The organism is Chryseobacterium sp. WLY505, from assembly GCF_030846215.1.
Classification (GTDB): Bacteria; Bacteroidota; Bacteroidia; order Flavobacteriales; family Weeksellaceae; genus Chryseobacterium.
Window position 1 is genome coordinate 19034 of the sequence record NZ_JAVCWI010000008.1, and the last position, 26068, is coordinate 45101.

General features: G+C 37.0%; 22 protein-coding genes. 13 read left to right on the forward strand and 9 right to left on the reverse strand.

What is annotated here, in order from left to right; all coding sequences use genetic code 11:
- Positions 1-72: 72 nt before the first annotated feature.
- On the reverse strand, positions 73-1215 hold the full coding sequence (locus tag RAH34_RS15985; RefSeq protein ID WP_306596770.1) for a multidrug effflux MFS transporter: 1143 nt from the start codon (positions 1213-1215) through the stop codon (positions 73-75).
- Between the two features lie 74 nt (positions 1216-1289).
- On the opposite strand from RAH34_RS15985, the gene RAH34_RS15990 reads away from it, so the two are divergent.
- On the forward strand, positions 1290-2072 hold the full coding sequence (locus RAH34_RS15990) for a helix-turn-helix transcriptional regulator (RefSeq protein ID WP_306596771.1): 783 nt from the start codon (positions 1290-1292) through the stop codon (positions 2070-2072).
- Positions 2073-2259: 187 nt separating this feature from the next.
- Positions 2260-2727, forward strand: a complete 468-nt coding sequence (locus RAH34_RS15995; protein ID WP_306596772.1) for an SRPBCC domain-containing protein — start codon at positions 2260-2262, stop codon at positions 2725-2727.
- A 71-nt stretch (positions 2728-2798) separates the two neighbouring features.
- Here RAH34_RS15995 and rplS read toward each other — a convergent pair whose 3' ends face one another.
- Positions 2799-3155, reverse strand: coding sequence for a 50S ribosomal protein L19 (gene rplS / locus RAH34_RS16000; RefSeq protein WP_002980648.1), 357 nt, complete (start codon positions 3153-3155; stop codon positions 2799-2801).
- 293 nt (positions 3156-3448) lie between these two features.
- Here rplS and RAH34_RS16005 point away from each other — a divergent pair, with 293 nt between their 5' ends.
- Positions 3449-6187 carry a fibronectin type III domain-containing protein gene (locus tag RAH34_RS16005; protein ID WP_306596773.1) on the forward strand — a complete coding sequence of 913 codons (2739 nt, stop codon included), beginning with the start codon at positions 3449-3451 and terminating at the stop codon, positions 6185-6187.
- Between the two features lie 259 nt (positions 6188-6446).
- On the opposite strand, the gene RAH34_RS16010 is transcribed toward RAH34_RS16005, so the two are convergent.
- The gene (locus RAH34_RS16010; protein WP_306596774.1) at positions 6447-7988 is read right to left on the reverse strand and encodes a toxin-antitoxin system YwqK family antitoxin; all 1542 of its coding nucleotides are present in this window, start codon (positions 7986-7988) and stop codon (positions 6447-6449) included.
- Positions 7989-8370: 382 nt separating this feature from the next.
- Between RAH34_RS16010 and RAH34_RS16015 the strand changes: the two genes are divergently transcribed.
- Positions 8371-9072 carry a CoA transferase subunit A gene (locus RAH34_RS16015; RefSeq protein ID WP_047376945.1) on the forward strand — a complete coding sequence of 234 codons (702 nt, stop codon included), beginning with the start codon at positions 8371-8373 and terminating at the stop codon, positions 9070-9072.
- Positions 9073-9121: 49 nt separating this feature from the next.
- On the opposite strand, the gene RAH34_RS16020 is transcribed toward RAH34_RS16015, so the two are convergent.
- Positions 9122-10924 carry an ABC transporter ATP-binding protein gene (locus tag RAH34_RS16020; protein WP_306596775.1) on the reverse strand — a complete coding sequence of 601 codons (1803 nt, stop codon included), beginning with the start codon at positions 10922-10924 and terminating at the stop codon, positions 9122-9124.
- 124 nt (positions 10925-11048) lie between these two features.
- Here RAH34_RS16020 and RAH34_RS16025 point away from each other — a divergent pair, with 124 nt between their 5' ends.
- Positions 11049-11702, forward strand: a complete 654-nt coding sequence (locus tag RAH34_RS16025; RefSeq protein WP_002980639.1) for a CoA transferase subunit B — start codon at positions 11049-11051, stop codon at positions 11700-11702.
- A gap of 1172 nt (positions 11703-12874) precedes the next feature.
- Here RAH34_RS16025 and RAH34_RS16030 read toward each other — a convergent pair.
- The gene (locus RAH34_RS16030) at positions 12875-13690 is read right to left on the reverse strand and encodes a DUF4197 domain-containing protein (protein WP_114820639.1); all 816 of its coding nucleotides are present in this window, start codon (positions 13688-13690) and stop codon (positions 12875-12877) included.
- 232 nt (positions 13691-13922) lie between these two features.
- On the opposite strand from RAH34_RS16030, the gene RAH34_RS16035 reads away from it, so the two are divergent.
- From RAH34_RS16035 to RAH34_RS16060, 6 genes are all read left to right on the forward strand, one after another.
- Complete coding sequence (locus RAH34_RS16035) at positions 13923-16187, forward strand: family 20 glycosylhydrolase (protein ID WP_306596776.1); 2265 nt, start codon at positions 13923-13925, stop codon at positions 16185-16187.
- A 9-nt stretch (positions 16188-16196) separates the two neighbouring features.
- Positions 16197-16838 (forward strand): Crp/Fnr family transcriptional regulator, encoded by a 642-nt coding sequence (locus RAH34_RS16040; RefSeq protein ID WP_114820637.1) that lies wholly within the window; start codon positions 16197-16199, stop codon positions 16836-16838.
- Between the two features lie 263 nt (positions 16839-17101).
- Positions 17102-17896, forward strand: coding sequence for a sulfite exporter TauE/SafE family protein (locus tag RAH34_RS16045; RefSeq protein ID WP_306596777.1), 795 nt, complete (start codon positions 17102-17104; stop codon positions 17894-17896).
- 84 nt (positions 17897-17980) lie between these two features.
- On the forward strand, positions 17981-19402 hold the full coding sequence (locus RAH34_RS16050) for a rhodanese-like domain-containing protein (protein WP_306596778.1): 1422 nt from the start codon (positions 17981-17983) through the stop codon (positions 19400-19402).
- Positions 19403-19405: 3 nt separating this feature from the next.
- Positions 19406-19969, forward strand: coding sequence for a YeeE/YedE family protein (locus RAH34_RS16055; protein WP_306596779.1), 564 nt, complete (start codon positions 19406-19408; stop codon positions 19967-19969).
- Between the two features lie 26 nt (positions 19970-19995).
- Positions 19996-20484, forward strand: a complete 489-nt coding sequence (locus RAH34_RS16060) for a DUF6691 family protein (protein WP_306596780.1) — start codon at positions 19996-19998, stop codon at positions 20482-20484.
- Positions 20485-20545: 61 nt separating this feature from the next.
- On the opposite strand, the gene RAH34_RS16065 is transcribed toward RAH34_RS16060, so the two are convergent.
- From RAH34_RS16065 to RAH34_RS16080, 4 genes are all read right to left on the reverse strand, one after another.
- Complete coding sequence (locus RAH34_RS16065; protein ID WP_306596781.1) at positions 20546-21946, reverse strand: TolC family protein; 1401 nt, start codon at positions 21944-21946, stop codon at positions 20546-20548.
- A 1-nt stretch (position 21947) separates the two neighbouring features.
- Positions 21948-23105, reverse strand: coding sequence for an HlyD family secretion protein (locus RAH34_RS16070; protein WP_306596782.1), 1158 nt, complete (start codon positions 23103-23105; stop codon positions 21948-21950).
- 5 nt (positions 23106-23110) lie between these two features.
- Positions 23111-23476, reverse strand: coding sequence for a DUF3302 domain-containing protein (locus RAH34_RS16075; protein WP_306596783.1), 366 nt, complete (start codon positions 23474-23476; stop codon positions 23111-23113).
- A 225-nt stretch (positions 23477-23701) separates the two neighbouring features.
- Positions 23702-24280 carry a Crp/Fnr family transcriptional regulator gene (locus RAH34_RS16080; RefSeq protein ID WP_306596784.1) on the reverse strand — a complete coding sequence of 193 codons (579 nt, stop codon included), beginning with the start codon at positions 24278-24280 and terminating at the stop codon, positions 23702-23704.
- Between the two features lie 148 nt (positions 24281-24428).
- On the opposite strand from RAH34_RS16080, the gene RAH34_RS16085 reads away from it, so the two are divergent.
- Together RAH34_RS16085 and RAH34_RS16090 are read left to right on the forward strand one after the other, a co-directional pair.
- On the forward strand, positions 24429-25424 hold the full coding sequence (locus tag RAH34_RS16085; RefSeq protein WP_306596785.1) for an isoaspartyl peptidase/L-asparaginase family protein: 996 nt from the start codon (positions 24429-24431) through the stop codon (positions 25422-25424).
- 83 nt (positions 25425-25507) lie between these two features.
- On the forward strand, positions 25508-26068 hold the full coding sequence (locus tag RAH34_RS16090) for a hypothetical protein (RefSeq protein ID WP_306596786.1): 561 nt from the start codon (positions 25508-25510) through the stop codon (positions 26066-26068).

Below are 26068 nucleotides of genomic sequence, written 5' to 3' on the forward strand. Positions count from 1 at the left end.
ATTCTGTTTAATTTTCATCTTTGATGAAACTTAACGATTCTTATCATCTTCATTACACTTAATGTTTCAAAATTAATTCTTCTTACTCTTAAAGAACAACAGAGTACAAACTCCAATACCAGAAAACAGCACAGACGAGATTCCAAGATTCTGTATAAAACCAATCACTATTAGTCCTGAACCTATCATGATATAATAAATCAATCCTAATAAAGCTCCGGCACTTCCTGTTTCGCTCTTATAATTGATGAGGGCAGTACTCAGGATATTAGGAATAGCAAGGCTGAAAGCCATCACAATGAAGAAATAGGGAATTAAAAAATAAATTCCAGTTCCTGTCAGAATCCATACGAAAATAGAGGCGATAAATGCTATATATGTACTTGATTTAACTAAATATTTTGGTTGTATATTCCTGAATAACAAATATCTGTTAAGCTTTGCCCCAGCAAATGTACCTGAGGCAAGTATCATACTGCTGTACCCAAAGATATAAGGAGCATAATGATTTTCTTTAAAGATAAAAGGAGCCAGCGAATAGTATGAAAATAACAAGACATTAAAACTCATGATCAGTAAGCAACATCTGATAATTTCGTGATCACGAAGCATCCGCTTGAGCAAACTTCCCAAAATACTGATGCTGATTTCTTTTGGAGCATGATGGGTTTCAGAGATTTTTTCGCGGGAGAGAATGAAGAATAATAGGGCTAATATACATAATGTGATAAATACACCTTGATGCCCCACAGAAGAAGCCAGTACCGAACCGGTAATCATTCCCACTACAGGACTTACAGATAAGCCAATGCCGATCCAGGAAAATACTTTGCTCAGATTATCTTTGTCATAGCTGTCTCTTAAAATAGTCTGGGTTACAATGGAACCTACTGAAATTCCAAATGCAGAAATAATCCTGGCTATAAGAAGAGTGATAAAATCAGGTGCAAAAACAGCTGCCAAAGTTCCGATTCCATAGGTTATGAGACCGTATTCCAATGATTTTTTTCTTCCGATCCTGTCGCATTGAATGCCCCAGAATGCTACACCCAGCGCAAAAGCTATAAAATATAAACTGATCGTTAAGGTAACTGATTCTTCATTCACTCCAAACTTCTCCTGGACTGTCGGCAAAACGGGACTATATATAGTTTCTACAAACTGTGGAAGCATCACAAGCAAAGTCAGCAGCCAGATAGGATTTGTCTTTTTCATTTTTTATGCAAAGTTTCCAAAAAATCAATGTATATTTATAATGATATAAAAACAAAAAACATTAAAAATAGGACATGGCTATACTAAAGCAAAATGAAAGCTTCAATGCAGATACTCTTCACGAAAAAGTAATTGGGATAGCTTCTGATATGGTATTGCATGATTCCGGTTTTCACTTTCATAAAACAAAATCTCAGCTGTTGTATGCACCATCAGGTTGTATGACAGTGACTACTTCCGACAGACAGTTGGTTCTTCCTCCGTTCAGAATGCTTTGGATTCCTGCCCAAGAAGTTCATCGTGTAAATTTCAGGAATATTGTAGCCTATAGATCCATCTATTTTGATGAAGACTATTCCCAAAAGTATATAAAACCAGATATGAAAGTTCTTCATGTCAATGCCTTGTTAAAGGAAATTATAGAAAGGATTTGTTTTTGGGAATGGTCAGCTCTAAAAAATGATCAAACCAATCTTTTAAACGTATTCTGGGATGAAATGCAAAGGGCTCCGGAAGAAAAACTGGAACTTAAAATGCCGCAGGACAGACGTTTTAAGAGAATTGTTGAAGAATGGACACTACGTCATTCTATGCCTCCAATGCTGAAAGACCTTGCCGAAAAGACCGGAGCTGTGGAGAAAACAATCAGTCGCATTTTTAAAAAAGAAACCGGATTGTCTTATCAGGATTGGAGACAGCAATGGAGGTTACAAAGGTCTATTGAGCTTTTGGTGGAAGGTAATTCAATAGGAGAGGTGTCGCATATCCTTGACTTTTCATCAGACAGTGCTTTTATTGAGTTTTTCAAAAAACAGACAGGTTCAACGCCTCTGCAATATCTTATGAAGAATGAATAGTCCTTTTGTACAGCTGATAAAAAGTACGATTGTTAACCTTGTCAAGGTTCGCAACCTTGACAAGGTTGGTGTCATACAAAATTCTAAAAACGACTTCTGCTCAAGAATTTCAACGTATATTTCTTGCCCTATGAAAAGCCTGATTCATCGTAATTTTCATAAAATTGTACTACCTAATACAATATTTATGAAAACAATGAATACCAATAACGTTGAGAATTACATGTGTGTAATAGAGATCAGCACTACTGCAGATAAAATATATCATGCTTTGACTCATGAAATTCCTCTTTGGTGGACTGAATTGTTTGAAGGATCTTCTTCGGAGGTAGGAAATCTTTTTACCATAAGATTTGGAGACAGCATCTACAAAACAATGCGTGTGAAAGAATTAACGGCCAATGCAAAAGTTGTATGGTCTGTTGAAGACTCATTAATTGCTCTTCCAGATTTAAAAAACCAAACAGAATGGATCGGGACAACAATTGTATGGGAAATAGAGGAAAAGAAAGGGATTAGCCGGATAAAACTTACTCATATCGGTCTGAACCGGGCTGTTGAATGTTATGAGATCTGCTCAAATGGCTGGCTGCAATTTATCGCCAGTCTGAAAAAGTTTCTGGAAACAGGAGAAGGTACTCCTTATAGAAAGTAAAAAATATTGAAACAAAAAAAAGAGACTGTTTACACGTAAACAGCCTCTTTTTGTATGTATTGTTGTCTGAATTATTTCTTCTTGTAAGCAGCGTCTTTGATTCTTGCTTTTTTACCTCTAAGGTCTCTGAAGTAGTAAATTCTAGCTCTTCTAACTCTACCTCTTCTATCAACTTCGATTTTTTGAAGTGCAGGCATGTTAATAGGGAATACTCTTTCTACACCTACATCACCACTCATTTTTCTGATTGTGAAAGTTTTTGTAGAACCAGTACCTCTTAATTGGATAACTGTTCCTTTGAAGAACTGAGTTCTGGTCTTTTGTCCTTCTTTAATTTCGTAATACACAGTAATTGTATCACCTGCTTTGAATTCAGGGAATTCTTTTTTCGCAATGTACTTGTCTTGTACGTACTTTAATAAATCCATTATTAATAAAATAAAATGTTAAAGCTAAGCAACTTACACGTTCTTCGTCAGAGGTTGAATAACAGGTTGCAAATGTACAAAATAGTTTTTGAATATACCAAATATTTAATGTGCTAAAAACTATAATTTTTTCATTCCGGTTTTGCTGAAAAATTAACGGTTTCTTTAAAATCCCATCAGACAGAGTTTATATGGGAATTCTACTTTTGCCCGAAGTAAAAAATCCGGATAACGGTTTTTAAATTCCTGATTCACAACTTAAAAATATATGTTACTTTAAAACTTAAGCTACTATGAAACATTATTTCTTCTTTTTTTGTTTCGCGGTCCAGATGGCTTTCGGGCAGGCTTTGTATCCTTATTTACAAAACCCCACCCCAAATTCTATGATCGTCAATTGGAAAACAGCTTCCAATAATGAAACAACAGTAATCTATGGAGATTCTCCAGCGAACCTGAACGTTACCGTAACGGGAACTACCAACATCTTCTCAGATACGGGATACAACAACAATTACTATTACCACACTGCAAAGATTACTAACCTTCAGCCGAATACCAAATATTATTATAAGATCAAAACAGGAACCAGTGAGTCGGCCGTTTACAATTTCAGAACACTTCCTTTACCGGGACAGGCGGTAACTGCCAATGGAAAGATCCGTTTCCTTATTATGGGGGATAATCAGATCAAAGCAGAGCCAAGATATGATACGCTTACATTGAATGCGTATAAAAAACTCAAGGAAAAATTCGGAGCTGCTTCAGATCCGTCAGATAATATTGCGCTTACTTTTATGGTAGGTGACCAGGTAGACGTAGGTACATTGGATCACTATGAAAATGTTCACTTTAAAAAGAATATCAAACTATCACCTTATCTGCCTATTCAGACAACGGTAGGAAACCATGAAACCTACGGAACGATGGGAATGAATTCCTACTATGCTCATTTTTATATTGATGAAATCAGTTATAAAGGGATAAGCTCAGGAAATGAAAATTATTATGCACAGCAGGCAGGAAATGTATTATTTGTAAGTTTAAGTTCCGAACATACAGGATCAGCACAACAGACATGGCTTCAGCAGATTTTAACGGCTGCCAACAATGATTCTACGGTAGACTGGATTATTTCTTTAAGCCACAGACCGTATCAGGCTGAGCAGTATGTAGGAGATATTTCTACCTGGGTAAGAGAAAATGCCGTACCGCTTCTGGTAACTTCTGATAAATATTTAATGCACGTTGGAGCCCACCACCATTTATACCACAGAGGTCAGCTTAAAAATACACCGAACTATCAGATTATTTCCGGAGGAACAGCCTGGGATCAATATTGGGGAATGTCTAATGAACAGGATTTTGACGATGTTCAGAAAACTTTGACAGATTGGACCTACCAGATTGTGGAAGTAGATATTCCAACCGGAAAAGTAGATATCGAATGTTATTCAATCGGTGGAGTTTACAACAAGAAAAATAATGTGCTGGTAGACTCTTTCCACAGATATAAAAATCAGCCCAAACCGGCAAAGCCATCCATTACAAATACTTTCTCAGGGCCAATTACTTTACCTTTGACATTGAATGGAAGTGCATTTTCATCTTCTAATGGAGAGCTTTTAAATACAACACAGTTCCAGATCAGTAAAGCCTCGAACTTCTCTGTGATTGAAAAGGAATTCTACCGCGATTTTGAAAACTGGTTCGGAAAAGACGGAAACGGAACTCCCGATAAAACGAAAAACCTGAATGATGGAGTAGACATCACAAAAGCAACATTGGCAGCGAATTCTATTCCCAACGGAATCTATTATGTAAAAACACGTTACAGAGACAGAAACCTTGAGTGGAGTGAGTGGAGTGATGTGAAGCAGTTCGAAATTACAGGAAGTGTGGTTTCAAATCCTACCTTTACTTTAAACAAAACAGAATATGCTCAGAATGAAGCTATCACAGCTACATTTACTGGAGGTCCCGGAAATCAGCAGGATTGGGTAGGAATCTATAAAAAAGGACAAACTCCGGCTTCTACCACTTCACAAGGCTATATTTATACGAATGGACAGACTGCAGGAACAGTAACTTTCAACAATGGTCTGGCTACTAAAGGTCAGTATTTTGCAGGATTCTTTGCAAACGGAGGATATACCGAAATCACTCCAAGGAAAAATTTCTATGTAGGACCTAAAGTACAGTTGCAGACTACCGCTGATACGTATCCGGTAGGAGGAACGGTTACTATCAATTTTACAGATGGACCGAACTTACAGAAAGACTGGATCGGAATTTATAAGATGGGACAGACTCCGGGAACTACATCTTCTATCAAATGGAGCTATGTGACAACTGCATCCGGAACATTGAATTTTACAGGGCTTCCAAAAGGATATTATTATGCTCAGTATCTGTTGGAAGATGGATATAACGGAATCGGGGAGAAGGTATTCTTCAAAGTAGGTGATATCGTTACCGATCTTTGGATCAACAAACCTGTATACACTTTAGGAGAAAATATTACGGCTTCATGGACAGATTCTCCGGGAATCATCAAAGACTGGCTGGGAATTTATCCTCAGAGTGTTCAGACTCCGGATGATAATTTTGTTTCTTATACTTATTTTGATGGAGTTACTCAGGGAACAAAAACCATTCAGGGAACAGCTGTACCTGCAACACCAGGAAATTACTACATGGTCATGTTTACCAATGATTCCTATACAGAAGTGTCGAACAGAGTGCAATTCCAGGTGGCTTCACCTACTTTAGGAACTGAAGAAACAAGAAGTACAGAGAAAAATGTAGTATTGTATCCCAATCCAACCAAACCGGGACAACCTACTTTTATTAAAAGTGATTACCCGATTGAAAAAATTGAATTGGTCTCAGCTTCGGGAGAATTATTGTATGTATCGAAAAATATCAATAACCAACGTTTCTCTTTGGTGAATGAAAATCTTCCGGCAGGCGTTTATTTTGTAAAAGTACACGGAAGAAAACTATTTACTTTAAAGCTGATTATTCAGTAAAGTAAACTAAAACACAATTATAATCAAGAGGCTGTCAGAAATGATAGCCTCTTTTTATAGATGTAAAAAAGTTTAATTTTCCATAATTATCCGTGAAATTCTGCGTCATCTGTGGGCAAAAACAAAACAATAAAAGTCACAGAAGTTTTAAAATCTTTGATTTTTTTATTGTTAAGTAAATGTGTCAATAAAAATCTGTGATTAATTAAAAAAGCGATTCCAAAAAAATGAAACCGCCTTTGATATATAGTTGTGGTAATTAGTCAAATAAATGATGCAGATCATCTTCGTTAATCAGGGTCTGGTTTTCAGCATTAGCATTTTCATCCTGAGCATCGGCCAGCGTTTTAGTTTCCTGAATGAGCTTTCCATCCATATTATAAAGCTTTAACAAGATCCATTTCCCGCTGCGTTCAAGTTCTTTAGCTCCATCCCATGTTTTTATTCTGATTTTTCCGCTTTGAATAACACCTGCTTTTACAGAAGACTTGTTGGCAGGCTTCCCCTTTACATACTGTGTAATTTGTGCTGTAAAGGAATAATCATCCCCATCTTCACTGATCGGTTGTGTGAATGTATATAAAATAGTGCCTTTTGGGTCATAAACAGTTGCATCATAGCCTGTTTGTTTAGCGTTCAGTTTTTTTTCAAAACTCAGTTTCGTATTGTCGCCTTCAAAAAAGTTTTTGATATTTACGATAATACCTTCCTTATAAACCGTTTCACTAAAACCTTCATAGGTAGTACCATTATAAGGGATACCATCTTTGTATGTTAATGTAGATTTCAGTTTTCCATCCTGGGAATAATATTTAATTTCCTGAATAAGATCATCTTTCAAAAATTGCTCGGAGGATAACTTTCCGTCTTCATCAAAATATTTACTGGTTACCTTTGAGCCTTTTTCATAAGTATCAATAGAGGAAATCTGTGAATATTCATAAGCCAGCTGATAGTCCTCTCCATCCATTGGATTGTAAATATCATTTTCTTTATCATATTGATATACCAGATGTCCTAATTTTTTACCCGACTCATCATAAGTGGTTTTATAGCCATCTTTTTTATTCATTTTCTGTTCCTGTAAGATCTTTCCGCTTTTGCTATAGATAACGCCTTCCTTTACACTGCCGTCTTTTCTATATTTCTCGATTTTTGAGATCTTCATTGGGCTGGAATAATAATCTACCATCATATTTTCACCCGCACCGGAAGTAGTACTGCTGCCAAGATATTTTCCTTTTTCGCCGTAATATTTTGTTTCAGTGTTGCTGTCCTTATCAATAATGGTTTCATTTCTGATCCCTTTAAGGTCATCATCGTAAACAGTTGTTTTTACAGGCGTTGAGTTTTCGTAATCGACCAGAATATTAAAGACCATTCCATCCTCAGCATCTTTATAACTGAACATCTTTCCTGAGAAGTTTCCATCAGCTTTATATACCACATCTTCTGTCAGCCTGCCTTTTGCATCATAAGTCTGGGCAGGACCAATTTGTTGTCCGTTGGAATAGGTGGCAAAATTCTGAACTTTTCCTTCTTCAGTATACCAGGTTACTTTTCCTTCGAAAACTTCACTGTTAGGAGTTGGGTCTGAAGCCAGACCTTCCATTTGAAGTTTTCCGTCCTTATAGAAATCTTTGATAAGAGTAAGTTTTCCTTTAGAAGTCGTTTCACGGTAGTATTCCATGTTATCCTGAGTCGTTTTTTCCCAGTTTTCATCGAAATACGTTTTTTCCTGTGCGCATACATTGATGCTGAGTACCAGTGCCAGTAATGCTGAGGTAAATAATTTTTTCATGTTTTTTTGTAAGCTTTGATATTTATATATGATTAATGTGATGAAGGGTGTTGAAACAGATCTCTGTAGCGATCAAAAGAAGCGAAAAGGCAGTATTTGTCCGCCAGTGAAATAATTTCTACATTAAAGTTGTGTTTATGTTACAGCCAGAATAAAAAAAATGGTATTTCCGGCTTTGAGAGGGCAAATATAGATGAAATTGATGAGAAATAAGGTAAAAAATGAACAGACTTGTTCGGTTTTTGATGTAATGTTTTGATAATGATGTTTTTAAATGTTTTGGGACGGTTTTGAAAAAATGTATTGAATGCAGTACTGTTTCTATTCATAGGATATACAAGAAAATTTATTAAATTTAGCCAACAGAAAAATCTAATATTTCATGATAGATAAAAGAGTAAAAAATGCAAAGGAGGCCATCGAAGGAATTAATGATGGAATGACATTGATGCTTGGCGGATTCGGACTTTGTGGTATTCCTGAAAACTCAATCAATGCTTTGGTAGAAAGCGATGTGAAAGATCTTACTTGCATTTCAAACAATGCGGGAGTAGATGATTTCGGGTTAGGATTACTGCTTCACAAAAGACAGATCAAGAAAATGATCTCTTCTTATGTAGGAGAAAATGCTGAGTTTGAAAGACAGATGCTTTCAGGTGAACTGGATGTAGAACTTACTCCTCAGGGAACTTTAGCTGAAAAATGCAGAGCTGCTCAGGCGGGAATTCCGGCATTTTATACACCTGCAGGTTACGGAACTGAAGTAGCAGAAGGGAAAGAAGTAAAAGAATTCAAAGGAAAACCTCATATTCTGGAGCACGCTTATGATGCAGACTTTTCTATCGTAAAAGCTTGGAAAGGTGATCATGCAGGAAACCTTATCTTTAAAGGATCAGCAAGAAACTTCAACCATCCGATGGCAGGTGCAGCAAAGATTACCATTGCTGAAGTGGAAGAATTGGTAGAACCCGGACAATTGGATCCGAACGAAATTCATATTCCGGGAATCATGATTCAGAGAATTTTCCAGGGAGAAAAATTTGAAAAAAGAATTGAGCAGAGAACGGTAAGAACTAAAGAATAAGCTCAAACCATAAAAATAAAAAGCGCTGAACATGCATTCAGCGCTTTTTTTATGCTTGAGGAGTAATTGTTTTTCTTTCTCCGATCTGTTGTCTCCACATCGCGTAGTAAAGTCCTTTTTCGCCAATAAGATTGGCATGGGAACCTGTTTCTACAACCTGTCCGCGTTCGAGAACATAAATTTTGTCTGCATGCATAATCGTACTTAAACGATGCGCAATGAGAACGGTAATCTGTTCTCTTTCTTTCGAAATGTCTTTTATCGTAGTGGTAATTTCTTCTTCGGTAATACTGTCCAGTGCAGAAGTAGCTTCATCAAAAATCAACAGATGAGGTTTTCTCAGAAGTGCTCTTGCAATGGCAATTCTTTGTTTTTCACCGCCACTCAGCTTCAGACCGCCTTCACCAATGACGGTTTCAATTCCTTTTTCAGCTCTTTCCAATAATGCGGTACAGCTTGATTTCTGTAAAGCAACGGCCAGTTCTTCTTCAGTAGCGGAAGGATTAACGAAAAGAAGGTTTTCTTTAATAGTTCCTGCAAATAACTGGGTATCCTGTGTTACAAAACCAATCTGATTTCTCAGCTCATCAAAATCAAATTCTTTTCCATTGATTCCATTGTAAAAAATATTTCCTTCCTGAGGTCTGTACAATCCAACCAATAGTTTCACCAGGGTACTTTTTCCGGAACCACTTGGTCCTACAAAAGCAATGGTCTCACCGTTTTTAAGATCAAAGGAAATGTTATTTAAAGCTTTATACTGTGCAGACTGATGCTTGAAAGAAACATGTTTGAATTCCAGTTCTTCAATAGCTCCGATTTGTTTCGGATGAAGAGGTTTTTCTTCTACTTCTTTTTTCATCAAACGGTCAAAATTCTGAAGAGAAGCTTCTGCCTCACGATAAGAAATAATGATATTCCCGATTTCCTGCATAGGCCCGAAAATAAAGAAACCGTAAAACATCAGAGACAGATATTGACCCGGAGTCACAATGTTTTTAAAAATTAAAAATAAAAGAGTCAGGGTGATTAACTGTTGAAGAAAATTGACCATTGTTCCCTGAATAAAACTCAAAGAACGGATGCTTTTCACCTTTCTCAGTTCAAGCCCGAGAATCTTATAGGTATTGTTATTTAAACGGATCACTTCCTGATTGGTTAATCCTAAACTTTTAACAATCTCAATGTTTCTAAGACTTTCAGTAGTACTTCCGGCTAAAGCGGTGGTTTCAGTGACGATATTTTTCTGGATCACTTTGATTCTCTTACTCAATAAATTGGTGACAATTGCAATAAAGAAAATTCCACAGATATAAACAGGCATAATAGACCAGTGTAAACGGATTGCATACACAGAAACGAAAATAATACTCACCAGAATTCCGAAGAATATATTGATGAAATTCGTGATGAATTTGACTGTATCTTCTCTTACTTTCGTTAAAATCGACAGGGTTTCACCACTTCGCTGATCTTCAAATTCCTGATAGGGAAGTGCCATCGAATGTTTTAAACCGTCTGTAAATATTTTCGCTCCAAACTTTTGAGTAATCACACTGACCACGTAATCCTGAAAAGCTTTGGCAATTCTGCTCACCATAGCTGTTCCGATAAGCAGCCCCAAAAAGTAAAAAGCACCGTGATATGCAGAGCTTCCATATAAATATTCATTCAGGTTTCTGGGTAATAGCTTTTCTTTATCAAAAAAGTTAGGATGAGTAACCAGCTGGTCCAGGATATTTCCTGTGATGGCCGGAGCAAATAAAGAAAAAACCTGGTTGATCGTAGCCAAAAATAACGAGATGATTATCAGCCACTGATAAGGTTTAAGATATCTAAAAAGTATTTTCATTCTATTAAAAAATAATAGAACAAAATTACAGATATTATTTTAACTAACAGTGTTAATTATTGAATACAACAAAGCCCTTTTGTATTCAAGTGAAAATAATTAAATTGCAGTCTAAGTTTTTATTATGCTTACAAAAGAACAAATTGCCAAAAGAATTTCAAAAGAACTGAAAGATCGTTATTATGTAAACCTGGGAATTGGGATTCCTACTTTGGTTGCCAACTATGTTCCGGAAGGTATTTCCGTAGAATTCCAGAGTGAAAATGGAGTTTTGGGAATGGGACCTTTCCCTTTCGAAGGAGAAGAAGATGCTGATATCATCAATGCCGGAAAACAGACTATTACTATTCTGGAAGGAGGTTCATTCTTTGATTCAGCCTTCAGTTTCGGGATGATTCGTGGTCAGAAAGTAGACCTTACTATCCTTGGAGCGATGGAAGTTTCAGAAAACGGAGATATTGCCAACTGGAAAATTCCGGGAAAAATGGTAAAAGGAATGGGAGGTGCGATGGATCTTGTAGCTTCTGCTGAAAATATTATCGTAGCCATGATGCACGTAAACAAAGCAGGAGAAAGCAAAATCCTTAAAAAATGCACACTTCCTTTAACAGGGGTAAACTGTGTGAAAAAAGTAGTTACGGAATTAGCTGTTCTGGATGTAACTCCGGCAGGATTCAAGCTGGTAGAAAGAGCACCAGGCGTTTCAGTAGAAGATATTATTAAAGCAACAGAAGCTGACCTGATTATTGAAGGAGAAATTCCTGAAATGCAGTTCTAATCTGATAGTAAATATAAAAAGTTTCGGCCTCACAAAGTGAGGCCGAAACTTTTTATAAGATGTTCAATAAACCGACATCGGAACTCGCAGCGTTAAAAAAATAAGTCCTGTGAACGTTAAGAAAATTCTTTTGTTCGAAGCGCGACACCAAATTAGAACCGATTAAGAAATAACGATTTCGCGCAAGTTTAGAATTTTTAGAGAACAGGACTTATTTTTAGTGGAGAGCTCCAGGTCTTGAACTTTTGTTTCTTTTGTTTTAAGACAAAAGAAAATAAGAAAAAAAACGGTCCTTTCTTCATTTAAACACAAACAAATAGTTCTATTTACTACTTTAAAAGTGACATCGGAACTCGCAGCGTCAAAAAAATAAGTCCTGTGAACGTTAAGAAAATTCTTTTGTCAGAAGCGCGAGGCAAACTAAGAACCGATAAAGAAATAATGATTTCGCGCAAGTTTAGAATTTTTAGAGAACAGGGCTTATTTTTAGCGGAGAGCTCCAGGTCTTGAATTTTTGTTTCTTTTGTTTCAAGACAAAAGAAATTAAAAACCAAAAAACAACTTCATCAACAATCTTTAATCATTTAAAATACTGATCAATATTTCTATAACTGACTTAAAAAAGTGACATAGGACCTCGCAGCGTCAAAAAAATAAGTCCTGTGAACGTTAAGAAAATTCTCCTGTCCGAAGCGCGACACCAAATTAGAACCGATAAAGAAATAACGATTTCGCGCAAGTTTAGAATTTTTAGAGAACAGGACTTATTTTTAGCGGAGAGCTCCAGGTCTTGAACTTTTGTTTCTTTTGTTTCAAGACAAAAGAAATTAAGAGAACAAAAAGAATTAATTTATATTAAGACAAATAGTTCTATGAGGTCACCTTACAACTGACATAGGACCTCGCAGCGTCAAAAAAATAAGTCCTGTGAACGTTAAGAAAATTCTTTTGTTCGAAGCGCGACACCAAATTAGAACCGATTAAGAAATAACGATTTCGCGCAAGTTTAGAATTTTTAGAGAACAGGACTTATTTTTAGCGGAGAGATCCAGGTCTTGAACTTTTGTTTCTTTTGTTTCAAGACAAAAGAAAATAAAACTAAAAAAAGCTGTTTCACCATGAAACAGCTTTTTTATATCTAAACGGTTAGTATGTCAATCTAACTTCTTATTTTATCTCCCATCCTGAGCTCCAAACACCTTCTGCAAAATACTCGTAGTTCTCATGGCAGGTGTATTTCTGATCCCGCTTTCTTTATCTGCTACCATTTTAAAAACTCCATTAATGGTTTCTGTTGTAACATATTCGTTAAGATCTGTAGTAACAGCCTGTCCGGTAAACGTGTTATATTTTGAAATCAGATTTTTCCAAAGGGTGTCAGCACCTACTTTCCCTAAAGAAGCTTTTACTTTAGGCTGGAAGGCATTAAATAGCTGAGTCTGGGTTTTTCCCTGCAGATAGTTGGTTGCAGCGTTATTACTCCCCAGCAAGATATTTTTGGCATCTGTAATCGTCATGGAGGTTATGGCATTTGCAAAAATAGGAGCGGCTTCTGTTACAGCATCTTCAGCAGCTCTGTTCAGTAATTTTACCCCTTCGTCAGCAAGGCTTCCCATTCCGATGGAACGTAAAGTAGTGTCGATTTTTCTTAATTTTTCAGGCATTAAAATTTTTACCGCTTCATTTTTGAAAAAACCATCTGTTACTGCAAGTTTTTTTACTCCATCCGTTACACCCATACTTAAGGCCTCTTTTAACCCTGAAGAAATCTGACCGGAAGTAAGGTTTCCCAGGTTGGCAGATGAATTGTTGGAACCGGAAGCAGTAGGGGTAGTCTTAGTAGGCGTTGCCGTACCATTATTTTTTACAGGAACATTAAGATCTACGCCAGTTTTATCTTTAACAGCAGATTTTATAATATCAAAGATTTGTGCCTGAGCTGATAAAGAAAATAATAAAGCGGCTGCCAGAAAAATGTTTTTTTTCATCTTATTTTTTTACAAATTTAAACCTTTTAATTTTTTTAAGTCAACTCAATTGATCAAAAAACAAACCATAATAAACAGTATTTTATAGAATAATTTCTAGACAGAATGATTTAAAAGCTGTACATACTTCATTTTACAGGAATTCCCACCCACAAGGTCTTTAATTTGTTTTAAAAAAGGCCCAAAGAGTTTTGAAAAATAATTATCTTAGCTTAAACCTTAACCACATCCAATGATACGGACTTTTTTAGTACTTTTTGTATTGATTTCAAACGTGATTTTTGCCCAGAATAAATTAAATCTAATTCCTTATCCTCAAAAAGTTCAACTTTTACAGGGAGAATTTGTAATCCCAAAAACTTTTGTACTAAGCGGTAACCTGCCAAAAGAGGAAACAGAATATTTCAAAAAAAGGATTGGTTCTCAATTAGAATTTCAATATGCTCAGAAGGGAGGTGGAATTCATTTAACAAGCTCTGTAATTCCTTCAGCTTCACAAGCAGAAACTGAACAGAAAAAAGAATATTATTCATTAGAAATTGCTCCAAATCAAGTTCATATTAAGTCCTATACGAAACAAGGGTATTTTCTGGCTCTTCAAACTTTGATTCAGCTTATTGAACAGTATAAAGAGGGAAAGAAAATTCCGGCTATGAAAATCGAAGATCAGCCGAAATTTGCATGGAGGGGAATGCACTTGGATGTATGCCGTCACTTTTTCACTGTTGATGAGGTGAAACAGTATATCGATTATCTGGCGATGTATAAACTGAATACCTTCCATTGGCATTTAACGGATGATCAGGGTTGGAGAATTGAAATTAAAAAATATCCGAAACTGACGCAAATTGGCTCAAAACGTAAGGAATCCATGATCGGAGCTTATGTTGATAATACGTTTGATGGAAAACCTTACGGACCTTATTTTTATACACAAGAACAAATAAAAGAGGTGGTAAACTACGCTCAGGGCAGACACATTACTGTGGTCCCTGAAATTGAAATGCCTGGGCATGCTTTGGCCGCACTGTCTGCATATCCTGAACTGGCATGTACCAAAGGTCCTTTTGAACCTGCTACAAAATGGGGTGTCTTTGATGATGTTTTCTGCCCGAAAGATGAAACCTTTACCTTTTTGGAAAATGTTCTGGATGAGGTGATCAAATTATTCCCTTCCCAATACATTCATATTGGTGGTGACGAGTGCCCGAAAACAAGATGGAAGGAATGTGCGCACTGCCAGGAACTGATTAAGAAAAATAATTTAAAAGATGAACATGGCTTGCAAAGCTACTTTATTCATCGGATTGAAAAATATGTCAACAGCAAAGGACGGAAAATCATTGGCTGGGATGAAATTTTAGAAGGCGGATTAGCTCCGAATGCGGCCGTAATGAGCTGGACAGGCGTGAATGGAGGTATTGAAGCTGCAAAATCAAAACACTTTGCTGTAATGACTCCTGGAGCGTACTGCTATTTTGACCACTATCAGGGAGATCCGCAGTCTGAACCTAATGCCTTTGGAGGGTTTACACCTTTGGAAAAAGTATATTCTTACAATCCTATTCCTTCCGAACTGAATGCAGAACAGAGTAAATACATCATGGGAGTTCAGGCGAATCTCTGGACAGAGTATATTTTGGACTTCAAACAGGTACAGTACATGATTTTCCCAAGATTAATGGCGCTTTCTGAAGTGGGATGGGGAACTTCAGATCCTAAAAACTATAAAGAATTTGAAAACAGAGTGATTAACCAGTTTAAAGTTCTGGATCATATGAAGGTAAATTATGCCAAAAGCATTTATAACATCACCGGAAAAGTCATTCCTTCCAATAACGGAATTGCTTATGAACTGTCTACTTCGCAGAATTCAAACGGTATCCGATATACGCTGGACGGAACCACGCCTTCCATCAATTCTAAAACCTATCAGAATGCAGTTCAGATTCCTAATTCTTTAACGGTTAAATCAGCCTATTTTGAAGACGGGCAATTAAAGAGTGCTATCTCATCGCAGCAATTTACGATTTCCAAGACCACAGGAAAAAGCATAACATTGGAGCAGCAACCCAATGAGAATTATTCTTTTGGAGGTGCTTTCACCTTAGTAGATGGTATTATCGGAAATGTAAAACAGCTGGGTAAAACATGGCTGGGCTTTCAGGGTAACGATGTGGTGGCAACCATAGATTTTGGTCAGAAAACAGCTTTCTCAGAAGTGTATTTCAATACCCTTGAAAACAAAGGAAGCTGGATTCATCTGGCTAAATCTGCAAAGATTTATGTTTCTGATGATAACACAAACTTTAAACTGATTAAAGAAATCGGAACCGCAGAAATTAAAAATGCCAATGGAAAAATCAAACTGAATATAGGAATGCAGAACGCGAAATACCTGAAAGTAAGTATTGAAAATGCAGGCATTATTCCGGCAGGAAATCCCGGCGCAGATTCCAAAGCATGGTTGTTTGTCGATGAAATTGGCGTAAATTAGAATAAAAAAATGCAGGACGACACCATACTTTCTTCCGAATTCTCATCATCCCCGGAACTGGTAGAAAAGCTGTATCAGTATGGTACAACGAAAAATTACCATGAAGGAGACATTATTTTAGATGAAAATGCTTCCATCCGTTCCATTCCTATTGTGATGAAAGGAATGCTGAAAGTGATCAGAACAGAAGAAGACGGACGTGAGATTTTATTATACTACATCAAAGCAGGGGAAAGCTGTATTATGTCTTTTCTGGGTGGTATGCATAATGAAAAAAGCATTGTAAAAGCTGAGATTGAAGAAGATGCCGAAATACTTTTCTTACCATTAGACAAAGTATCTTTATTCATCAAAGAACATCCGGAATGGCTGGATTATATTTTCAGACTGTATCACAAAAGATTTGAAGAACTATTAGATATCATCAATGCGATTGCTTTCAAAAAAGTAGATGAAAGACTTCTCAATTTGCTGCAGAAAAAATCTGAACTTACCGGCTCTGAAACCATCCATACGACCCATGAACAGCTGGCCAATGAGCTGGGAACAGCAAGAGTAGTGGTATCAAGACTTCTGAAGCAGCTTGAAGAAGACAGAAGACTCAAGCTGGGCAGAAATAAAATTGTCCTCCTGAAAACCCTGAACTCATAAGTTCTCCCTCAATTTAATCGAAGGTACTCATATTCCCCTCCTCCGGAGGTGTGGCAAAAATTCAAAGAATTTTTGACGGGGTGGTAAAAGTCATTGCGAACCGAAGGTGAAGCAATCTCAAAGAAGAGGAATTATTCTAACTTCTTTGTGTCCTTTGGGAAACCATTAATGTTCATTCGTGTAAAAAATCTCCTTATGTAACAAAAGTAGCTGTAGCTTTCTCCTCACATTCCCATTTTTGCATCATAATTAGTTGAATAGAAATGGAAATTATAGGATATGCAGCCGCCGTTTTAATTGGGGTTTCGCTAGGTTTAATAGGAGGTGGAGGAAGTATTCTCACCGTCCCTGTACTCGTTTATCTCTTTGGAATTGATGCTTTTCTGGCCACAGAATATTCGCTCTTTGTAGTGGGAATCAGTAGTTTGGTGGGGTCTGTGTCCTATTTTAAAAAAGGATTGGTTAATTTTAAGGTGGCGTTGATATTTGGAATTCCGTCTGTTATTTCCATCTTTCTGACCAGGATCTATCTTCTTCCTCTAATTCCTCAGGAAGTATTTCGGATACAGGGTTTTACAATGACCAGAAATATCTTTTTATTATTGGTTTTTGCAGGTTTAATGATTCTTGTTTCCTATAAAATGATTAAAAGCAATTCCTCAAAAGAAACTTTAGAAAACATTCAGGATGAAAACAATGTTTTTCTGGCAGCCGGGCAGGGTTCAATAGTTGGTATTTTAACGGGACTGGTGGGAGCAGGAGGTGGTTTTATGATCATTCCTGCATTGGTGAACCTTTTAAAAATCCCCATGAAGATTGCGATAGGGACTTCATTAGCCATTATTTCGCTTAATTCTCTGATCGGCTTTTTTTCCTCTGTAAATCATATGAAAATAGAATGGGAGCTTCTGCTTTCTGTTACGGCCATTGCCATTGCAGGAATTATAATGGGCTCAAAACTATCAAAAATGATAGATGGTAAAAAACTGAAACCCGCATTTGGATGGTTTATCCTGATCATGGGTATTTATATCATTACGAAAGAAATATTCCTTTAATGTTCTTATGTAACAAAAGTAGCTGTACGGAAAAAACGAAAACAGGAAATTTGTATCAGATAACATAATAAAAAATAAAATACAATGAAAATAGAACAGATTTATACAGGATGTCTTGCTCAGGGAGCTTACTATATTATTTCAGCCGGAGAAGCCGCAATTATTGATCCTTTAAGAGAAACACAGCCTTATATCAACAGACTGAAAGAAGATGGAGTAGAATTGAAATACATCTTTGAAACGCATTTTCATGCAGATTTTGTCAGCGGACATCTGGATTTAAGCCATAAAACCGGAGCTCCGATTGTTTATGGGCCGACAGCCAATCCCGACTTTAATGCAGTTATTGCAGAAGATGAACAGATATTTGAACTAGGAGATATTAAAATTAAAGTTCTTCATACACCGGGGCACACCCTTGAAAGTTCATGTTACCTTTTAATGGATGAAAATGGTAATGAAACGGCTCTTTTTAGTGGTGATACCTTATTTCTTGGGGATGTTGGCCGTCCAGACCTGGCACAGAAAGCGGCAAATATGACTCAGGAAGAACTGGCAGGTCTTTTATATGATAGTTTATATCATAAAATTCTGCCTTTACAAGATGATATTACGGTGTATCCAGCTCATGGAGCCGGTTCAGCCTGCGGTAAAAATATGCAGAAAGAAACCGTAGATACTCTGGGAAATCAAAAAAGAACCAATTATGCCTTGAATCAAAAGGACAGACAGAGCTTTATACAAGAAGTAACGAATGGTCTTTTACCTCCGCCGGCGTATTTCGGAATGAATGTGATGATGAATAAAAAGGGGTACAGCAGTTTCGATGAAGTACTTTCAAAAGGGTTGCATGCCCTTGCACCAGAACAGTTTGAGGAAATTGCTGAAGCTTCAGGAGCTTTGGTATTGGATGTAAGAAACAACCGTGATTTTGCCAAAAGTTTTATTCCGCAGTCCATCAATATAGGATTGGATGGCGATTTTGCCCCTTGGGTGGGTGCTTTAATTGCTGATGTCAACCAGCCTATTCTGCTGGTCACTGAAAAAGGAGCTGAAGAAGAAGCGGTAACCCGTTTGAGCAGAGTAGGATTTGATCATATTTTAGGTTTTCTGGAAGGAGGTTTTGAAAGCTGGAAACAGAGCGGAAAAGAAACAGACTTTGTCAACCGTATCTCTGCAGAACAGTTTGAAACTGAAATCAGAGAAAAAGAAGCAAAAATTATTGATATAAGAAAAGAGAGTGAATACCATGCAGAACATATTCACGAAGCTTACAGTAAACCTCTGGCCTATATCAATGAATGGATTCATGAGATAGAGCCAGCAGAACATTTTTACATGCATTGTGGAAGCGGCTATAGAAGTACAATGGCAGCGAGTATCCTTCAGGCAAGAGGATACAGAAACTTTTCAGAAATTGAAGGTGGTTTTAATGCCATTGCCTCCACAAATGTTCCTAAAAGTGATTTTGTGTGTCAGACTAAAATTTTAAATAAATTGAATTAAAAAATGTTAGAAATTATAAAAGAACCCTGGCCCTGGTATGTTGCCGGACCATTGATTGGTCTTACCGTTCCTGCCTTATTGATTATAGGAAATAAATCCTTCGGAATCAGTTCCTCTCTAAGGCATATCTGTGCAGCCTGTGTTCCGGCCAATGTGAATTTTTTCAAATATAACTGGAAAAAAGAAGCCTGGAATTTATTTTTTGTACTGGGGATTTTCTTCGGAGGATTGATTACATCCCAATTTTTGGTGAATCCTAATGAAATAACAGTGAATCCTGATCTGAAAGCAGAATTGGCAGGATATGGAATCACAGATTACAGCAATCTGGTTCCGGTACAACTAATGAATTTCGAAATCCTGCTAACCCTGAGAGGATTTATTTTGATGGTAGTGGGAGGATTTTTGGTAGGTTTCGGAACAAGATATGCAGGAGGATGTACGAGCGGTCATGCAATCATGGGACTTTCCAATTTACAGTGGCCTTCTTTGGTGGCAACAGTCTGTTTTATGATTGGAGGCTTTTTAATGGCCAACTTTATTTTACCCATCATACTTTCCTTATAAGTAGAATTTAAAAAGAGAATTACATTATGATCAAAGAAAAAGAACAGGATATACGCCGCCAGGATACTGTTTGTGTGAACGAAAGTGCCCTTAATCACAAATGGTATCACAATCTGAAATACCTTGCAGCAGGAATTATTTTTGGGATTATTTTCGTAAAAGCAGAAGTAATCAGCTGGTTCAGAATACAGGAAATGTTCCGTCTTCAGTCTTTCCATATGTACGGAATTATTGGAAGTGCTGTATTGGTAGGAATGATTTCAGTATGGCTGATTAAAAAATTTAAAATAAAAACAATATATGGGGAACCTATTACCCTTACTCCTAAAAAGTTCAACAAAGGTCAGATTTACGGTGGATTGATTTTTGGTTTTGGCTGGGCGATAACCGGAGCCTGTCCCGGACCTCTTTTTGCTCAGATCGGGACGGGTGCTTTAGCCGTATCTGTTACCTTACTGAGCGCTATTGCCGGAACATGGGTATATGGATATTTCAGAGACAAATTGCGTCATTGATATCTTATAAATTATAAAAAAGACTGCAGAACATAATCTGCAGTCTCTCCAAGTATAAAAATTATGAATAAATGAAGTTCTCCGCACCTAAAGCCATATAAAGATTTATACGCTCTATTCTGTACTGAAGTTCCAGATTGATGAGGTTCATTTCACTTTTCAAAAGGTCCCTTTGTTTACGGATAAGTACAAAACTGTTGTTGGTACCCACCTTTATTTGCTTCTCTGTAAGCGTAATATTGTTTTTCAGTTCATTAACAGCGTTAGTAGTATAACTCATCTGCTTTTCAATAGAACGGAGATTGGCTAAAGAAGATTCCACCTCATTTAATGCATTCAGAACAGCTTTTGAATATTCTTCAACGACTTGTTTTTGCTGGGAATTTTTTACTTCCACATTCTTTTTAAGCTTTCCACCATTGAATAGTGGAGAAACCAATCCTCCTCCCACTTTTACCAAAGGATTGGAAAATAGAGAATTAATGGATTCCACATTACTTCCGGCACTTCCAATCGAAGAACTGATACTTAGTGAAGGAAGTCTTGCTGCTTTAGCCTCCTGTACTTCATAAAAAGCTTTTTCGATCTGAAAATGACTGGCCTGTATGTCTGATCGGTTTTCCAGAAGTTCAAGAGGAAAAGATTCAGGAATACTACTTTTTACAGGGGTGAAAAAGTTCTGGGTTGCCAGTTTTCCCTCCGGATATTTCCCGGTGAGAAGTTCCAGAGACCTTCTGGACTGCCTGTTGGCATTTTTAATCTTTTCAAGATACCCCTGCAAAGAAATGATTTCCGCAGAGATATTGGAAATATCGAGAGCATTGGCCGTTCCTACTTTTTTTTGAATGATATAAAGCTTCTCCAGATCTTTGGTTTTCTGAATATAGCTTTCAATCTTATCTTCCTGGATGTTTCCTGCAATATTCAGAAAATAAGCTTTGGCAATCATTCCTGCAATAGATTGATGCAGCAGGGTATTCTGGTGTTTAGAAGAAAAATAACTGCTGGTACTTGCCATCTGTGAAGATTTATTTTTACCCCAAAGATCAATTTCCCAATTGGCTTTTAAGGCAAGACGCTGAACCTGGCTTCCGCTGACCAGATTATTGGAAGTGTTGGCAACAGCATTTACACTCGGATAAAGATCACTTCCGGCAATTTCCATGGCCAGCTCAACCTGATTGAGCTTTTCTCTGGCAATAATCAGATCCGCATTATATAACATTCCTTCATTAATAAGAGCTTCCAGCTGTGAGGTCTTAAGATCATTGATCCAGTCATAGGAAATTGATTTTGATCCAGCCTTTCTGTCAAAAATCCAGTCATCCGGAATCTGTATATGAAACGCAATTTCACTCTTTTCTTTCAGCTCATTTATATTCTCCTTCGTAGCTTCTTTATAACCGATGCATGAGCTTAAGCTTATAGCAATTGCGCTCAATAAAATTAACTTTTTATACATGTTAATGAAGTTTAGGAATCAAATAATTGATTTTACTGTTGATACGCACCATTACTTTTCGGATAAGATGAAGAGGTTTAACATGATCAGAATAGATCACTGCTGCTCCTCTTGCTCCCACTGTAAGCTGTTTCTGGCTATCTTCCAGTACAAACTTGGCAATAAGCTTTCCATCGGTTTCAGGTAATTGTCTGGCAGTATCGGGAAGTCCTGCCGTAGAACCGTTTCCGCCTAGCATTCCTCCTGCATTATTCATGATTCCCTGGCTCGTAGCATCAATGACATATTCAAGCTTGGCCTTCACCACTTTTCCCGGTTCTGTTTTAAGAGCAAGCTCTACTTCATTTCCTTTTTTTACTGATTCAAGCTCATTCTGAGCAAAAAATCCAATAACTGACTGCTGTTTCTGAATCAGAACAAATGCAGATTTGAAAGGCGCCATAATAGCCCCTTCATTCAGCTGTACATTAGGAATCACCCCATCTGTAGGGGCCAGAACAACGGTTTGGGAAAGATTCCATTTTGCCTGGTCCAGCTTGGCCTGAATCTCAGACACCGATGAATTTTCTCCACCATAAGAAGCGTTGGATTTTGTTTCCAAAGACTGCTGCTGTGACTGCGCTGCACTGATTCGGGATTGCAGATCACGTGCATTGGTTATCGCCTGTTCAAGATCAAATTTGTTGGCTGCTCCTGCCTGCACAAGCTCCTGATATTGAGCCACTCGTTTGTTGGCAAGATCAAGCTGTGATTGTAATGCGGTGATGTTTTTTCTGGAAGCCGAAATGTCTGTATCATAGGAATGTACCGTGGCTTTCATACTGCTAAGTTTAGCTTCCAGTGATTTAATTTCCTGTAAATAGGGTTCTCTGTCAATTACAAATAAAGTATCACCCTTTTTTACTTCCTGATTGGTCTTTACATATACTTTCTTCACCTTTCCTAAAACCTGAGTAGTAATATCCACACTTCGGTTTACTACCTTTACATCTGAAGTAATAGGACAAAAGTAGTTCAGGCTTAATATTAGAGCGATGGACCCGAAAATAGGAAGTGAGTAAACAACAACCTGGGTGGTAAATGTCCACGGGATCAGTTTTAATTTTTTAATAAGAAGCCAGCATATTCCGGCATATATTGCGATGAGTAATTCCAGCATTTTTTTTAATTTTCGATAGATTCAAATTTTTCTTCAGGTAAATCCGTGTGGTCTGTTTCTTTTTCAGAAGCCGCCTGGTCTCCATAATTATAGTTGGCCCAGATTAAGGCAACCGGCCATAAAAGGCCTCCAAAAACAAGGGAAAGGAGGCACATACTTTTTATGGCGTTCAGTTGAGGGTGTTTCTTTTTTTCTGCTACTTTTTCCGGATAAATATGAACCTTCCAGAAGAGATAAATTCCGGCAACAGGCAATACAAGTAGGATTAGCCAGGAAGCTCCGTCGGCTATTTTGTCTTCAATATTGCCTGTAGATGCCTGAACAAAATTGCATGCTAATAACAGGCAGAGAATGGTGGTTATTCTTTGCATAAATGGGTATAATAAAATGTTGACTTAAGAAAATACAGATTAACACCCGGATAAAAATCCGGATAATCATATAGTACTTCTGTTAAGATGTAAAGACTATTCTATAAGATGGAATGCTTTGAAGATGATTATATTTTTTTTCATTTGGTTTTTTTTTATTGATGAAGAACAAGTTTTTGACCGGACAAAATTATATTGAACAGAGCAATTAAAAATATTCTTAAGTTATTTTTTTCCCTGATTATTTTTTTTATTGTCGCGGGCAGTAATACGGGAAAGTGAGTTTGGGGTAATGCCAAGAAAGTTAGCAATATACTTTCTGTTTGCATTTTGACAGACAAAAGGATGGTTGTTCAGAAAGTCTTCATAACGGGAAAGCGGCGAGCTCCTGCAGAACTGCTCTGTACGTGCAGATAAAATGCCGATAATCTGTTTCAAAGACTTTAAATACAAATTGTAAATTCCTTTATGCTGAAATGCAATCTGCTCAAATTCACCTTTATTGAAAAGAATAATCTGAGAATCAATCACAGCCTGTATGGTATACTTTCTTGCGCCTTCAGGGGAATAAGATTCAGGGCTCTCCAGAAAGGCAACCTCTTTTTCTGAAGGTAGAAAAGTATTGATTTCAACTCCGTTTTCATCGTCGAAAAAAAATCTCAGCAAACCACTGGTCAATATAAATAAATGATTAAACGGCTGACCGGGTTCTAAAAGTTTTTCTTTTTTCCGAAGAAGTTTAGGAGTACTGATGCTTGCAAGGACCTGAATTTCTTCATCAGATAATTCCTTAAAGCAATCCATTCTTCTAAATGTTTTAAACATAAATAGTAATTAAAATAACCATTATAAAAATAATAAAAAATAGCAAAGAAAAATAGTGAGAAAACCATAAGATTTTCAATGGATTTTTTTAAGATATTTGCTTTGTATTAAATAATTCTTACCTACAATGAACAATAACCGAAGAAGTTTTATCAAAAAACTGGGAATTGCAACCGCAGCACTTACCATTAACCCTTTAGAGCTAATGGCCGGGGAACTGCCTGAAAGTAAAAAAATCATCAACAAACCTATTGTACTCTCTACCTGGAATTTTGGATTAAAAGCTAATGAAGAAGCATGGACTATCCTTGGAAAAGGAGGAAGAGCTTTGGATGCCGTAGAAAAAGGAGTACGTCTCGTAGAATTAGATCCAAAAGAAAGAAGTGTTGGATATGGAGGCCGTCCGGATAGAGATGGAAGAGTAACACTGGATGCCTGTATCATGGATGAAAATTATAATATTGGTTCTGTAGCATGCCTGGAACATGTTAAAAATCCAATTTCCGTTGCCAGAGCTGTTATGGAAAAAACACCTCACGTTATGCTGGTAGGTGACGGAGCATTGCAGTTTGCCCTTTCACAAGGTTTTAAAAAAGAAAATCTTCTCACTCCCGAATCAGAAAAAGAATGGAAAGAATGGTTAAAGACAAGTCAATACAAGCCCATTGCTAATATTGAAAACCATGATACGATAGGAATGATCGCTTTAGATGCTCAAGGGAACCTTTCCGGTGCCTGTACAACAAGCGGAATGGCTTTTAAAATGCATGGAAGAGTAGGAGATTCCCCAATTATCGGAGCAGGTTTATTTGTAGATAATGAAGTAGGAGCGGCTACGGCAACAGGCCATGGTGAAGAGGTGATCAGAACGGTAGGAACGCATCTTGTGGTTGAGTTGATGAGACAAGGTAGAAATCCACGGGAAGCCTGTAAAGAAGCTGTAGAAAGAATCGTAAAAATCGCTCAGCGAAGAAACAAAAATCTGAAAGATATTCAGGTAGGTTTTATTGCCATCAATAAACAGGGAGAATATGGGTCTTACTGTATTCAGGATGGATTCAACTTTGCGGTGTACGATCAGAAAGGAAACCGCCTGGAAAAACCGGAATTTGCCTTAAAATAATTAAAAATTCAATAGAAATGGGCTTTAGCCCATTTAAACAAATCAATGACACCTATTGGCTTTAGCCAAAACATAAAATAAATATGAAAAGAACGATTATTGCTTCCTTATTTCTCATTATTGCTTGTAAGGAAGAAAAGAAGGAGATTAAAACAGATGTAAAACCAGTACAGACAGAAGAAAAAGTAGTTTTACACAATGAGTCCAATGAAGCTGAAGAAGCTCAAAAATGGCTGAAGAAAAGCATTGTAGATTATTTTAAGGCCGATATCGGAAGTGAAGAAAAAAATATGCAGAATATCACTACAAAAGATTATTTTGATTATAAAACTGATGCCATGAATGTTGATCTGGATGTTGATGGAAGCCTTACGGACAAAGAATTTCAGGATAAATGGAAATCTAAATTTGATACCGGCAAAGCAGGAATTGGAACAGGATTTCTTATTTCAGCCCAGGATTGGAACAAGATTGAAGTAGAAAGCTGTGATTTAAAATCCTCATCAAAAGATGAATATATTTTCAAGGTCGTATTGAGAGATGATAGCTTTAAAGCGCAATATCCTTCTGTGATAAAAGTAATAAAACAAAACGGTTCCTTTCTGATTGCAGATGTGCTGGAGGAAGAACCCAAATCAAATTAA